Annotated in this window: 10 protein-coding genes; 5 read left to right on the plus strand and 5 right to left on the minus strand. The window is 68.4% G+C overall.

Annotated elements, in window-relative coordinates; translation table 11 throughout:
- Positions 1 to 8 precede the first annotated feature (8 nt).
- Positions 9 to 3182: an efflux RND transporter permease subunit gene (locus LGM56_RS03020; RefSeq protein ID WP_226202743.1), complete on the plus strand. Its 3174-nt coding sequence runs from the start codon at positions 9 to 11 to the stop codon at positions 3180 to 3182.
- Positions 3179 to 4708, plus strand: coding sequence for an efflux transporter outer membrane subunit (locus tag LGM56_RS03025; protein WP_226202745.1), 1530 nt, complete (start codon positions 3179 to 3181; stop codon positions 4706 to 4708). Before LGM56_RS03020 ends, LGM56_RS03025 begins: the two co-directional genes overlap by 4 nt.
- A 58-nt stretch (positions 4709 to 4766) precedes the next feature.
- Here the strand turns inward: LGM56_RS03025 and aceE are convergent, their stop codons facing one another.
- Positions 4767 to 7451 carry a pyruvate dehydrogenase (acetyl-transferring), homodimeric type gene (gene aceE / locus LGM56_RS03030; RefSeq protein WP_226202747.1) on the minus strand — a complete coding sequence of 895 codons (2685 nt, stop codon included), beginning with the start codon at positions 7449 to 7451 and terminating at the stop codon, positions 4767 to 4769.
- 173 nt (positions 7452 to 7624) lie between these two features.
- Between aceE and LGM56_RS03035 the strand changes: the two genes are divergently transcribed.
- Complete coding sequence (locus LGM56_RS03035) at positions 7625 to 8080, plus strand: MarR family winged helix-turn-helix transcriptional regulator (RefSeq protein WP_089432930.1); 456 nt, start codon at positions 7625 to 7627, stop codon at positions 8078 to 8080.
- Between the two features lie 18 nt (positions 8081 to 8098).
- Here the strand turns inward: LGM56_RS03035 and LGM56_RS03040 are convergent, their stop codons facing one another.
- Positions 8099 to 9217: a transketolase-like TK C-terminal-containing protein gene (locus tag LGM56_RS03040; protein ID WP_226202749.1), complete on the minus strand. Its 1119-nt coding sequence runs from the start codon at positions 9215 to 9217 to the stop codon at positions 8099 to 8101.
- Positions 9218 to 9322: 105 nt separating this feature from the next.
- On the opposite strand from LGM56_RS03040, the gene LGM56_RS03045 reads away from it, so the two are divergent.
- Together LGM56_RS03045 and LGM56_RS03050 are read left to right on the plus strand one after the other, a co-directional pair.
- Complete coding sequence (locus LGM56_RS03045) at positions 9323 to 9970, plus strand: glutathione S-transferase family protein (protein WP_226202752.1); 648 nt, start codon at positions 9323 to 9325, stop codon at positions 9968 to 9970.
- Between the two features lie 202 nt (positions 9971 to 10172).
- Positions 10173 to 11690, plus strand: a complete 1518-nt coding sequence (locus LGM56_RS03050) for a purine-cytosine permease family protein (RefSeq protein WP_226202754.1) — start codon at positions 10173 to 10175, stop codon at positions 11688 to 11690.
- Between the two features lie 177 nt (positions 11691 to 11867).
- Here the strand turns inward: LGM56_RS03050 and LGM56_RS03055 are convergent, their stop codons facing one another.
- The 3 genes from LGM56_RS03055 to LGM56_RS03065 all read right to left on the minus strand — a co-directional run bounded on the left by LGM56_RS03055 (position 11868) and on the right by LGM56_RS03065 (position 14324).
- Positions 11868 to 12623, minus strand: a complete 756-nt coding sequence (locus LGM56_RS03055) for a glucose 1-dehydrogenase (RefSeq protein ID WP_226202756.1) — start codon at positions 12621 to 12623, stop codon at positions 11868 to 11870.
- Between the two features lie 40 nt (positions 12624 to 12663).
- On the minus strand, positions 12664 to 13200 hold the full coding sequence (locus LGM56_RS03060) for a VOC family protein (RefSeq protein ID WP_226202757.1): 537 nt from the start codon (positions 13198 to 13200) through the stop codon (positions 12664 to 12666).
- Positions 13201 to 13406: 206 nt separating this feature from the next.
- The gene (locus LGM56_RS03065; protein WP_226202759.1) at positions 13407 to 14324 is read right to left on the minus strand and encodes a LysR family transcriptional regulator; all 918 of its coding nucleotides are present in this window, start codon (positions 14322 to 14324) and stop codon (positions 13407 to 13409) included.
- Positions 14325 to 14422 lie beyond the last annotated feature (98 nt).

Below are 14422 nucleotides of genomic sequence, written 5' to 3' on the forward strand. Positions count from 1 at the left end.
GACATGCAATGGATTTCTCCCGATTCTTCATCGACCGGCCGATCTTCGCGGTCGTGCTGTCGATCGTCATCTTCGCGATCGGCCTGATCTCGATTCCGATGCTGCCCGCCGGCGAATACCCGGAAGTCGTGCCGCCGAGCGTCGTCGTGCGAGCGACGTATCCGGGCGCGAACCCGAAGGAAATCGCCGAATCGGTCGCCGAACCGCTGGAGGAGGCGATCAACGGCGTCGAAGGCATCATGTACATGAAGTCGGTCGCCGGTTCCGACGGCAGCCTGCAGGTGGTCGTCACGTTCCTGCAGGGCGTCGATCCCGACACGGCCGCCGTGCGCGTGCAGAACCGCGTGAGCCAGGCGCTGTCGCGCCTGCCCGACGAGGTGCGCCAGTACGGCGTGACCACGCAGAAGCAGTCGCCCACGCCGCTGATGTACGTGAGCCTCTATTCGCCGGACAACAGCCGCGATTCGCTGTACCTGCGCAACTACCTGACGCTGCACGTGAAGGACGAGCTGTCGCGGCTCACGGGTGTCGGCGACGTCGGCCTGTCCGGTTCCGGCGATTATGCGATGCGGCTCTGGCTCGACCCGAACCGGCTCGCGTCGCGCGGGCTGACCGCGAGCGACGTGATTGCCGCCGTGCGCGAGCAGAACGTGCAGGTGTCGGCCGGCCAGCTCGGCGCGGAGCCGTCACCGAAGAAGAACGACTTCCTGCTGTCGATCAACGTGCGCGGCCGGCTGCGCACCGCGCAGGAGTTCGGCGACATCGTGCTGCACACCGGCAACGACGGGCAGGTCGTGAAGCTGTCCGACGTCGCGCGCATCGAGCTCGGCGCGGGCGACTACACGCTGCGCTCGTATTTCAACGACAAGCCATCGGCGGTGGTCGGCATCTTCCTGTCGCCGGGCGCGAACGCGCTCGAGGTCGCAAAGGCCGTGTATGCGAAGTTCGACGAACTGTCGAAGCGTTTCCCGCCCGGCGTCGCGTACCGGCCCGTGTGGGATCCGACGGTGTTCGTGCGCGAATCGATCCGCGCGGTGCAGCACACGCTGATCGAGGCCGTCGTGCTGGTCGTGCTCGTCGTGATCCTGTTCCTGCAGACGTGGCGCGCGTCGATCATCCCGCTCGTCGCGGTGCCCGTGTCGGTGGTCGGTACGTTCGCGTGGCTCTATCTGCTCGGCTATTCGATCAACACGCTGACGCTGTTCGGGCTGGTACTGGCGATCGGGATCGTCGTCGACGATGCGATCGTGGTCGTCGAGAACGTCGAGCGCAACATCGCGCAGGGCCTGAGCCCGCGCGACGCCGCGCACCAGGCGATGCGCGAGGTGTCGGGGCCGATCGTCGCGATCGCGCTCGTGCTGTGCGCGGTGTTCGTGCCGATGGCGTTCATGTCCGGCGTCACGGGCCAGTTCTACCGGCAGTTCGCGGTGACGATCGCGATCTCGACGGTGATCTCCGCGATCAACTCGCTGACGCTGTCGCCCGCGCTCGCCGCGAAGCTGCTGCGTCCGCACGATGCGCCGAAGGATGCGCTCACGCGCGGGCTCGATCGCGCGTTCGGCTGGCTGTTCCATCCGTTCAACCGTTTCTTCGACCGCAGTTCCGATCGCTATCACGGCTTCGTCGGCCGCACGCTGAAGCGGCGCGGCGTGGTGTTCGCGGTCTATGCGGCGCTGCTCGCGGCCACCGCGCTGCTGCTCAACGCGGTGCCGGGCGGCTTCATCCCCGTGCAGGACAAGCTGTACCTGTTCGCGGGCGCGAAGCTGCCGGAAGGCGCGTCGCTCGCCCGCACCAGCGAGGTGACCGAGCAGATGACGAAGATCGCGCTCGGCACCGACGGTGTCGAAATGATGCCGGCGTTTGCCGGGCTGAATGCGCTGCAGGGCGTGAACACGCCGAACATCACGAACTCGTACGTGATCCTGAAGCCGTTCGACCAGCGCCACCGCAGCGCCGCGCAGATCAACGCGGACCTGAACGCGCGCTTCGCGGCCATCGGCGGCGGCATCACCTATGCGCTGATGCCGCCGCCGATCCAGGGCCTCGGCAACGGCTCGGGCTATTCGCTGTATCTGGAGGATCGCGGCGGGCTCGGCTACGGCGCCTTGCAGAATGCGCTCACCGCGTTCCAGGGCGCGGTCGCGAAGACGCCGGGGATGAGCTACCCGGTCAGCTCGTACCAGGCGAACATCCCGCAGCTCGAGGTGAAGGTCGACCGGTTGAAGGCGAAGGCGCAGGGTGTCGCGCTGACCGACCTGTTCAGCACGCTGCAGGTCTATCTCGGCTCGATGTACGTGAACGACTTCAACCTGTTCGGCCGCGTGTACCGCGTGATGGCGCAGGCCGATGCCGGCCACCGGCAGACGGCCGCCGACATCGCGAACCTGCGCACGCGCAACGCGAAGGGCGAGATGGTGCCGATCGGCTCGATGGTGACCGTGGCGCCGGCGTACGGGCCCGACCCGGTGGTGCGCTACAACGGCTATCCGGCCGCGAACCTGATCGGCGATGCCGATCCGAAGGTGATGTCGTCGTCGCAGGCGATCGAGAAGCTGCAGCAGATCGCGAAGGACGTGCTGCCGCCGGGCATCACGCTCGAATGGACCGACCTCAGCTACCAGCAGGTCACGCAGAGCAACGCGGCGATCGTCGTGTTCCCGCTCGCGGTGATGCTCGTGTTCCTGGTGCTCGCGTCGCTGTACGAGAGCTGGACGCTGCCGCTCGCGGTGATCCTGATCGTGCCCGTGTGCATCTGCGCCGCGCTGTTCGGCGTGTGGCTGTCGGGCGGCGACAACAACGTGTTCGTGCAGGTTGGTCTCGTCGTGCTGATGGGATTGGCGTGCAAGAACGCGATCCTGATCGTCGAGTTCGCGCGCGAGCTCGAAATCCAGGGCAAGGGCGTGATCGACGCCGCACTCGAAGCGTGCAAGCTGCGGCTGCGCCCGATCGTGATGACGTCGGTCGCGTTCATCGCGGGCTCGGTGCCGCTGCTGATCGGCGGCGGCGCGGGCAGCGAAGTGCGCGCGGCCACCGGCATCACCGTGTTCGCGGGGATGCTGGGCGTCACGCTGTTCGGGCTGTTCCTGACGCCCGTGTTCTATGTGGCGATCCGCAAGCTCGCGGGCGGCACGCCGGCCGTGTGGAGCGAACACCACGGCACCCTCGAAGGAGAAAACCGATGAGCGCCGCTTTTCGTCTTTCCGCGCTCGCGATGTCGGTGGCGCTCGCCGCGTGCGCGGTCGGCCCCGATTTCAAGCGGCCCGACACGGGCACGGCCACGCGGTTCGCGCGCGATGCGCATCCGGCGGAGTCGTCCGGTACGACGCCGGAGACGCCGGATATGCCGCCCGATGCGTCGGCCGATGCCGATGCCGCGTTCTGGCGCGGCTTCGGCGATCCGGCGCTGACGCAGCTGATCGACACGGCGCTCGCGGCGAACCAGGACCTGCAGGTCGCCGTGTCGCGCTACGACGCATCGAATGCGCTGCTGTCGCAGGCGACGTTCGACCGTTACCCGACGATCACCGTGAGCGGGCAGATCGGCCATCAGCTGATGAGCAAGGACCAGGCATTCGGCGCGCCGCGCAGCCAGCGCGATACGCCGACGTCCAGCGTCGGGATCAATGCGGCGTGGGAGCTCGACCTGTTCGGCCGCGTGCGCCGTTCGATCGAGTCGCAGCGTGCGGAAACGGCCGCCAGCGCGGCGGACGTGCGCGCGGTGCGCGTCGCGATCGCCGGCGAGGTGGCGAGCACGTACGTCGATCTGCGCGGCTCGCAGGAGCGGCTGCGGATCGCGCGCGAGAACGCCGACAACCAGAAGCAGACGCTCGCGCTGATCAATGCACGCGTCGGCGCGGGGCGCGGCTCCGAACTCGATGCGGCGCGGGCGCGCGCGCAATACGAATCGACGACGTCGCGGATTGCCGTGTACGAAGCGGCGATCGGCGTCGACGAGCACCGGCTCGCGGTGCTGACCGGACAGACGCCGGATGCGCTGATCGGCCGCTTCGATCTCCCGAAGGCCGCCGCGTCGGCGGGCACGCCCGTGCCGCTGCCGGCGCTGGCCGCCGACATCGATCCCGGCACGCCGGGCGACCTGCTGCGGCGGCGTCCCGACGTCGCGGCCGCCGAGGCACGGCTGCACGCGGCGACCGCACGTGTCGGCGTCGCGACGGCCGACCTGTTCCCGCGCTTTACGCTGTCGGGGCTGCTCGGCAGCGCGACGAGCAGCTACGGGTTCTTCCGCGCGGGCAGCGACACGAACCTGATCGCGCTCGGCATCGACTGGTCGTTCCTCGACGTCGGCCGCGTGCGTGCGCGGATCGCCGCGAGCGATGCGGAAGCGGCCGGCCAGCTCGCGCAGTACCGGCAGACCGTGCTCGGGGCGCTGGAGGAAACGGAGAACGCGCTGCTGCGCACCGCCCGCACGCGTGACGAGACGGGCCATCTGGTGCAGGCCGCGACCGACAGCGCGCGTGCCGCGCAACTGGCGCAGACGCGGTTTTCGGCGGGTGCGATCGACTACTACGAAGTGCTCGACGCGCAACGCACGCTGCTGCAGGCACAGGATGCGGCGGCCGACGGGCAGATGCGCAGCGCGGCGTCGACGGTGGCGTTGTACAAGGCGCTGGCGGGCGGCTGGCCGTCGGGAACGGGGCAGGGCCCGCAGCAAGGCCCGCTCGCGCAGGCGGGGCAGCCAGCGCAGTAGCGCGGACGGGGCGGCGGCGCGGCAGGCCGGGCCATCCCGCCTGCCGCGCGCCGCGCAACTACACGCTGGCCGGATCGACCTTGTCGATGTCGATGCCGTAGCGCCGGATGGCTTCGCCGACGCGTGCGCGCGCAATTGCGCCGTCGTCGGCGAGCGCCTTCAACGCCGCGATCACGATGAAGTGCCGGTCGACCTCGAAGAACGTGCGCAGCGCGTCGCGCGTATCCGAGCGGCCGAAGCCGTCGGTGCCGAGCGACACGAAGCGCCGGCCGTCGACGAACCCGCGGATCTGGTCGCCGACGATCTTCATGTAGTCGGTCGCCACCACCACCGGCCCCGTGCGGCCGTCGAGGCATTGCTGCACGTACGGCACGCGCGGCGCCTGCTCGGGATGCAGCAGGTTCCAGCGTTCCGCGGCAAGCCCGTCGCGGCGCAACTCGTTCAGGCTCGTCGCGCTCCACACGTCGCTCGACACGCCGAAGTCCTGCGCGAGCAGGTCGCTCGCGGCGATCACTTCGCGCAGGATCGCACCGCTGCCCATCAACTGCACATGCGGCGCTTCGACCGTGTGCGACGTGCCTTCGCGCAGCAGGTAAAGCCCCTTGAGAATGCCGGCTTCCGCGCCGTCCGGCAGTGCCGGATGCGGATAGTTCTCGTTGAGCAGCGTGATGTAGTAGTACACATCTTCCTGTTCCGCGAACATCCGCCGCAGGCCGTCGCGCACGATCACCGCGAGTTCGTACGCATAGGTCGGGTCGTACGACACGCAGTTCGGAATCACCGACGACAGCACGTGGCTGTGCCCGTCGTCGTGCTGCAACCCTTCGCCCATCAGCGTCGTGCGGCCCGACGTCGCGCCGAGCAGGAAGCCGCGCGTACGTGCATCGCCGGCTGCCCACGCGAGATCGCCGACGCGTTGCAGCCCGAACATCGAATAGAAGATATAGAACGGAATCGCCGGCAGGCCGTGGTTGCTGAACGCGGTGCCGGCCGCGATCCACGACGCGATCGCGCCCGATTCGTTGATGCCTTCCTGCAGGATCTGCCCGTCCTTCGCTTCCTTGTAGTAGCTGAGCTGGCCAGCGTCCTGCGGCGTATAGAGCTGGCCGAGATGCGAGTGGATGCCGATCTGGCGGAACAGGCCCTCCATCCCGAACGTGCGCGACTCGTCCGGCACGATCGGCACGACGAGCTTGCCGAGTGCCGGATCCTTCAGCAGCGTGCCGAGGATGCGTACGAACGCCATCGTGGTCGACAGCCCGCGCTCGCCGCTGTCCTTGAGCTGACCGTCGAACGCGGCGAGCGGCGGCACCGGCAGCGGCGCCACGCTGCTGAAGCGGGCCGGCACGTGGCCGCCGAGTGCGGCACGGCGTTCGGCGAAGTAGCGTGCCTCGGCGCTGCCCGGCTCCGGCTTCAGGTAGGGCAGTTCGTCGAGCTGCGCATCGCTGACCGGCAGCGCGAAGCGGTCGCGAAACGCGCGTACGGCGTCCGCGCTCATCTTCTTCAACTGGTGGTTCACGTTCTGGCCTTCGCCGGCTTCGCCCATCCCGAAGCCCTTGACCGTCTTCGCGAGCACGACGGTCGGCCGTCCGTCCGCGCGCATCGCCCGCGCATAGGCCGCATGCACCTTTTCCGGATCGTGGCCGCCGCGTGCCAGTTTCCAGATGTCGTCGTCGGACAGGTCCGCGACGAGCTCAAGCAGTTCCGGATACTTGCCGAAGAAATGCTCGCGCACGTACGCGCCGCTCTGCGACTTGAAGGTCTGGTAGTCGCCGTCGACGCATTCCATCATGCGCTGGCGCAGCAGGCCCGTCGTGTCGCGTTCGAGCAGGCGATCCCACCCGGCGCCCCAGATCACCTTGATGACGTTCCAGCCCGCCGCGCGGAACGTGCCTTCGAGTTCCTGGATGACCTTGCCGTTGCCGCGCACGGGGCCGTCAAGGCGCTGCAGGTTGCAGTTCACGACGAAGATCAGGTTGTCGAGCCGTTCGCGCCCGGCGAGCGAGATCGCGGCGAGCGATTCCGGCTGATCCATTTCACCGTCGCCGAGGAAGGCCCAGACCTTGCGGCCCTGATGCGCTTTCAGCCCGCGATATTCGAGGTAGCGCATGAAGCGCGCCTGATACGCGGCCGTGAGCGGCCCGAGTCCCATCGACACGGTGGGGAACTGCCAGAAATCCGGCATCAGCCGCGGATGCGGATACGACGACAGCCCGTCGCGTCCCGCTTCGCGGCCGGTCTCGCGGCGGAAGTTGTCGAGTTGCGCGTCCGTGATGCGGCCTTCCAGGTACGCGCGGCCATAGATGCCGGGCGCCGAATGGCCCTGGATGTAGACCATGTCGCCGTCGAAGGTGTCGGTGCGGCCGCGGAAGAAGTGATCGAAGCCGACGTCGTACAGCACCGCGGCCGACTGGTAGGTCGCGATGTGCCCGCCGACGTTCGAAAGCCGGCCGGCGCGCAACACCATCACCATCGCGTTCCAGCGGATCATCGCGTTCAGGCGCCGTTCGAGCGCGAGATCGCCCGGGTAGGCCGGCTGCCGTTCACGCGGCACCGTGTTCACGTACGCGGTCGTCACGCGGCCGTGCAGGTCGCCGTGGCGTGCCGCGTCGAGATCGGAAAGCCGGTCGAGCAGGTAGTGCGCGCGCGGGCGGCCTTCGAGCGCGATCACGGATTCGAGCGCATCGAGCCATTCGCGGGTTTCCTGCGGGTCGATGTCGGGTAGCGTGAGAGGTGCGGTCATGCAGTGTCTCCAGAAGCATAAGGCTGCGCGGGGCGACGGTCGTGGCGCCGCGTCGCGCGACGGAACGCCCGCCGATCGGCGGGCAGATGGTTGCAATTGCAATCGTATGAGGGCAATTGTTATCGAGGTAAAATTTAATTGCAACTGCAATTCAACGAGAGGAACGACCTGACATGAGCGCACCCGAACCCGATCTGTGGTTCTCGTTCGTCCGCGCACACCGGACGATGATTCGCGAGATCGAGCGCCGCCTTGCGGCGGCCGGCCTGCCGGCCTATGCGTGGTACGACGCGCTGTGGGGGCTCGAAAGCGGGCCCGACGGCACGCGCCGCATGCACGAGCTGGCCGACGTGCTCGCGATCGAGCGCTACAACCTCACGCGGCTCGTCGACCGGCTCGAACAGGAGGGGCTCGTCACGCGCGCCCGTTCGGCGGACGACGGCCGTGCCGCCTATGCGAGCATCACCGACAAGGGGCGGACGCTGCGCAAGAAGATGTGGAAGGTGTACCAGTCGACGGTGTCGGAGCTCTTCCTCGACCAGTTCGGCGGCAAGGAGCAGGCGGCGATGGCCGCCGCGCTCGACCGTGCGACCGCCGCGGCGCGCGACGCGGGCGCCGACGCGAAGTAGCGGCGGCCGGCCCGCACGTCAGCCGCTCGCACAGCGGCGCATCGCCTGCGCGGCCCAGGCGGCCGGCACGCGGCCGTCGTCGGCCAGCAGCCGAAGCGCGACCGCGGCGATCCAGCGGGCATTCGGCGCGCGTGTGCCGGGGCCCGGGCCGGCCAGGTCCGCGCCGAGCGCCGCGAAGCGGGCCGGGACGAACGCGCCGATCTGCGCGGCGACGTGCCGCGCATAGCCTGTCATCGCAAGCACCGGCGTGCGGCTGTCGCCGAGGCATCGGCGCACATGCGCGATCCGCGGTTCGTCGTGCGGATGCAGCAGGTTCCACCGGTCGGCTGCATGACCGTCGCGGGCGAGTTGCGTGTAGCTCGGGCAGCTCCAGATCGTCGAATCGATGCGCCATTCGTCGTGCAGCAGGTCGGCCGCCTCCCGCACCTGTGCGAGCGTGCTGCCCGCGCCGCACAGCCGGATATGTGCAGCCGCGCCGGCCGCCGTACGCCGGCCGGCCCGCACCATGCCGCTGAACGCATCGCGGGCCGCGGTGGCCGACAGCGGCTTCGCATCGGGTACGAGGTCGTCGTGGCTCGCGAGGTAACAGAATCCCGGTTGGCCGGCGACATAGAGCGTGCGCAGCGCGTGGCGCAGGATCGCGATCGCCTCATGTCCCGACGACGGATCGTATGGCGTGCACGCGGGGTTAGCGGCGAGCCAGTGCGGGACATCGGGCGTCACGCCTTTCGGCCAGGACGACGCGACCGTTTCGGCATCGTTGACGAAGATCCCGCGATCGATGGTTTCGACCGACGCCAGCCGCAGCCGGTCGGTCGCGCGCGCATGCAGCAGGTACAGCAGCGGCTTCTCGAACCGCTTGCGTGCATCGAGAAACCGTAGCGGCCACGCACTGATGCGGCGATGTGCGTCCGCGTCCGCAGACGGCGCCCGCGCATCGGCTCGTACGACCCAGACGCGTTCCGATGTCGCCGCATCGCGTTCGAGGCAATCGGCGGCGGCGCGCATCGCGCCGAGCGGCGACACCGCATGGCCACGCGGCGCGAGCCGCTGCGTGATCAGCCTGTCGAGGCAGGCCGCCGCGGCGCGGCGGGTGTCGGGTGTCCGCACGGGCGGACCGGATCGCGCAGTCTGCATGTCCCTCCTTCGAGTACTGGCATGTCGCCGGGGCTATCGGTTCCGGCATAGGATTGCAATTGCAACGATTGTAGTTGCAACGATAACCGGAAGACAAGGACCACCATGATCTCGACGCATCCCCTCACGTTTTATACGGCCAACACGCCGAACGGGCACAAGGTCGCCATTTACCTGGAAGAGGCCGGCCTCGCCTACGACCGCGTGCACGTGAATCTTTCCGCCGGCGAGCAGCGCAGCCCGGCGTTTCTCGCGATCAACCCGAACGGCAAGATCCCGGCCATCGTCGACCACGACGCCGGGCTGACCGTGTTCGAATCCGGCGCGATCCTCAGCTATCTCGCCGCGAAAACGGGCGTTCTGCATCCCGACACGCTGGCCGAGCGCACGGCCGTCCAGCAGTGGCTGCACTTCCAGATCGGCGGAATCGGGCCGATGCTCGGCCAGCTCTGGTGGTTCCTGCATGCATCGAAGACGGTCAATGCGCAAGCGCTCGAGCGCTACCGGAACGAGGCGCGGCGTCTCTATGGGGTCGTGAATGGCCGCTTGGCGGAATCGGCGTATCTCGCGTCGCCGCGGTACTCGATCGCCGACATCGCCGCGTTTCCGTGGCTGCGCGCGGCGCCCGAACTCGATCTCGATCTGGCCGACTACCCGCACGTCGAGCGCTGGCTCGCCGGCATCGAGGCGCGGCAAGCCGTTCAGCGGGGCCTGATCGCCTGCCGCGCGCCGGCGGAGGAGGGCGCGCACTGACCTCGCATTGCCCGCGCCGGACGGATGGCGCGGGCGCCGCCCGCCGGCCTGCCGGGAAACATTGTTCTCCTTCGTCGTAAACGTCTCGAATGCGTGATATTTGCGCCGCGCGATCCGGTTTAGAGTGGCCGCGAATTGATGACGATGTGTCGTATCGCCGCAGTCCCGGGCGGTACAGACGCACCAGAGGAGTAGGAGACAAATGAGTGAAGGCAGGATTACGCAGGTCGAGTCGTTCGGTTTCGAGCGCATTCCCGATGCATCGCGCTACGCGCGGCCGATCGATCTGTTCAGGTTGTTGTTTGGCGGCTGCAATACCTTTTCCACGTCGGTGCTCGGCAGTTTTCCCGTGCTGGTCGGGCTGTCGTTCAAGGCGGGGGTCTGCGCGATCGTGCTCGGCGTGCTCGCCGGCACCTGCATCCTCGCGCCGATGAGCCTGTTCGGCCCGCGCAACGGGACGAGCGACCCGGTGTCGTCCGGCGCGCATTTCGGCATCCACGGCCGGATCGTCGGCTCGTTCCTCGCGCTGCTCACGTCGATCGCGTTCTTCTCGCTCGCGGTGTGGAGCTCGGGCGACGCGCTCGTCGGCGGCGCGCACAACATGGTCGGCGTGCCGGTCAACGGCTTCACGCTCGGCGCGGCGTACATGGTGTTCGCGGTGCTCGTGCTGATCGTCTGTATCTACGGCTTCCGCTTCATGCTGTGGGTCAACAAGATCGCCGTGTGGGCCGCGAGCGTGCTGTTCGTCGCGGGCCTGTTCGCGTTCGCCGGCCTGTTCGACGTGAGCTATGCCGGCACGGTGCAGCAGGGCAGCGCGGGCTTCTGGGCCGCGTTCGTCGGCGCGGTGCTGGTGGCGCTCAGCAACCCGGTGTCGTTCGCGTCGACGCTCGGCGACTGGGCGCGTTACATCCCGCAGCGCACACCGAAGCATCGCGTGATGGGCGCCGTGTTCGCCGCGCAGATCGCGACCTTCGTACCGTTCTTCTTCGGCCTCGCGACCGCGACGATCATCGCGACGAAGGCGCCCGCGTTCATCGCGTCGAACGACTACGTCGGCGGGCTGCTCGCGATCTCGCCGCGCTGGTTCCTGCTGCCGATGTGCCTGATCGCGATCATCGGCGGGATGTCGACCGGCACGACCGCGCTGTACGGCACCGGCCTCGACGTGTCGAGCATGTTCCCGCGCCTGCTGAACCGCGTGCGTGCGACGCTGCTGATCGGCACGATCGCGATCGCGTTCATCTTCGTCGGCCGCTTCTGGTTCAACCTCGTCGAAAGCGTCGCGACGTTCTCGACGCTGATCGATACGTTCAGCTGCCCATGGATGGCGATCATGGTGATCGGCTACGTGACGCGGCGCGGCTACTATCTCGCGGACGACCTGCAGGTGTTCAACCGCGGGCTGCGCGGCGGCCACTACTGGTTCACGCACGGCTGGAACGTGCGCGCGATGGGCGCGTGGCTGCCGGCCGCGTTCGTCGGGTTGTCGTTCGTGAACCTGCCGGGGCAGTTCGTCGGGCCGCTCGGCAACCTCGCGGGCGGGCTCGATCTGAGCGTGCCGGTGTCGCTGGTGGTGGGCGGCGTGCTGTATTTCGTGCTGCTGATGTTGTATCCGGAACCGGATGGCGTGTACGGTCCACGCGGGCGACGCTTCGTGCGTGGCGGCGGCAGGCAGGCGGCGCGCGGCAATGGCGCACCGGCGATCCAGCCGAGGGGGTAAGCGCGGCGCGTGGTGTGTAGCGCCGCCCATGACGATGCCGCCGCGCGGGACAGCCGCCGGCGGCATTGTCGTTTTCGGGCGTGTGATTGCCAGAGGGGGCGGCTGTACGCTCCACGCAGCGCTGCACAAACGAAAGCGCCCGCCGGATTGGCGGGCGCGTGTCGACGTGGATTCGGTTCAGTGGAATGAACTGCCGGCGAGCATTCCGCCGTCGACGATGAATTCCGACCCGGTGCAATACGCGGATTCGTCGGACGCGAGGAACAGCACGAGATTGGCCACTTCATCGGGCTTGCCGATGCGCGCGATCGGCAGGCCGCTGTAGATCGACGACGGATCGAAATCCGCGAACTCGGGCGGGCGCGCCATCACCGTATCGATGCCACCTGGGTGTACCGAGTTCACGCGAATGCCGTAGCGGCCGAATTCGAGCGCGGCGGCCTTCGTCATTCCGCGCACCGCGAACTTGCTCGATACGTAGGCGCTGCCGCCCGCGACGCCTTCCATCCCGGCCGTCGACGATACATTGACGATCGAGCCGCCACCCGCCGCCTTCAGCGCGCCCAGCGCCGACTTCATGCCGAGCCAGCAGCCGACCTGGTTCACGTCGATCACCTTGCGATAGTCGTCGAGCGAGCATGCTTCGATCGGCACGAGCTTCAGGACCGCCGCGTTGTTCACGAGGATGTCGAGGCGGCCGAACTGCGCGAGCGTCGCATCGACGGCCGCCTGCCAGTCGGCTTCGCGGGTCACGTCGAGATGCTGGAAACGTGCGGCGTCGCCGAGTTCGGCCGCGACGCGCTGGCCGGCTTCGTCCAGCACGTCGGCGATCACCACGCGTGCGCCTTCGGCGACGAACCGGCGCGCTTCCGCTTCGCCCTGGCCGCGGGCACCGCCCGTGATCAGCGCCACTTTGCCTTCGAGTCGTTTCATGTTGCTTGCTCCTGTGAGTGAGAGGGACGCGCGGGGCCGCTTATGCGGAGGTGGCCGGCGCGTCGATGATGCGAACCGGATCGGCGCCGTCCCATGCGCGGGCCTCGGCGATGCCGCGCGCGATCGTGTCGCGCATGCCGGCGCCTTCGATCACTTCGACGCGTACGCCGGGATCGTCGGCATCGTCGAGATAGGCGACGCGCGTAGCCGGGTTGCGCGCGTCGAACACGACACGCAGGCCGCGGGCCGTGAGCTGCGCGAGCGCGGCATCGAGATCGTCGACGACCCACGCGACGTGATGCGGCCCGACGAGCGGCTGCCCGTGCGCGTCGCGGTACGGCGACGCCGTGTCGTTCGTCACGTGAATCAGTTCGATCTGCAGATCGCCGCGATACGCAAGCCCGACGTCCATCGTGACCGCGACGGGTTCGCCGAGATGGAAGCCGTCGAGGCGCACGTTGCGGAATACGGTCCACGGCCCGACGTCATGGCGTTCGCACCAGCGCGCGATGCTGCGGTCGAGATCCGCGACCACGTAGCCGATCTGGTCGATGGGGCCGAGCATGGGATCGTTCATGGCGTCTCCGTGGCGGACACACGTAGATGTGCCGCGCGATGATTGACGGTCATGATCGCAACAAAGCGCGCGCGGCGTGCCGTCCAAACGGATGACCTCGCGCGCTTCGTCGTGGCGTGGCGGGCGAGTGGGTGCGCCGGGGCGCGACGATGCCGGAATGCGAAGCGGAACGGAGAAGGCGCGTTTCCGGCTGGGCGATCCGCGCGTTACCGCGTGTTCGGCCCCTTGACCGTCAGCCGGCACACGGTTGCCAGCGCAAGCAGGTTCGGGTCGCGTTCGCGCCGGTGCAGGAAGCTCAGCCCGATCGTCTGGCGGATCGTCGGCCCGGCGAGCGGCACGAGCGCGATCTTGTGCGCGAACAGGTCGCGCACGCGCCCGGGCAGCAGCGAGCAGCCGACGCCGCCCGACACGAGATTGATCAGCGAGAAGATGTCGCCCACCCGCATCACGACGTTGGGCGCGACGCCGGCCGAACGAAACGCTTCCGTGAAGCCATGATGCGTCGCGAAGCCTGCGCCGAGCGACACGAACGGCGCGTCGCCGCACGAGCACAGATCGATGGCATCGTGCCGCGCGTACGGCGAGTCGACCGGCGCGGCGAAGAACATCTCGTCCTCGAACAGCGCGATCGATTCGATCTCGGCGTCCGGTTCGGGCAGCGCCATCAGCGTTGCGTCGATCGCGCCTTGCCGGAGCTTGTCGAGCAGGTCGGCATTCGAGCCGAGCACGAGCTCGGCCTGCAGCTCGGGGCGGCGCTCCTTCAACGCGATCACGACTTCGGGCACGGTGCGGATCGTCAGCGAGTAGAGCGAACCGATCTTCAACTGGCCGGCGCCGTAGCCGGCCGCCTCGCGTGTCGAGCGGATCCCGTCCGTCATCGTCTTGAGCACTTCGCCCGCGACTTCGGCGAGCACCTGCGCGGCGTCGGTCGGAATCAGGTTCCGCCCCTCGTGGCGAAACAGCGCGCAGTGCATCCCTTCCTCGAGCGTGTGCAACGCGCGGTGCACGCTGACCGTGCTCACGCCCAGCGCCTCGGCGGCCTTCGCGAGGCTGCCGGCTTCCATGAAGGCGAGCAGCACCTCGAGCTTGCGGAACGTGATCTCTTCGTTGATGCGGTTGCGCATGGTCCGGGCGACGGGAAGGGCGGCCGTCGATTCTGCCGCAGAACAGGGGCTGCAACAATGCGCGGATTTCCGGGGTTTCCGCGTGGCGGCGCCCGGCG

Origin of the sequence: Burkholderia sp. AU38729 (genome assembly GCF_020419725.1) — a bacterium.
In the GTDB taxonomy this organism is placed as follows: Bacteria; Pseudomonadota; Gammaproteobacteria; order Burkholderiales; family Burkholderiaceae; genus Burkholderia.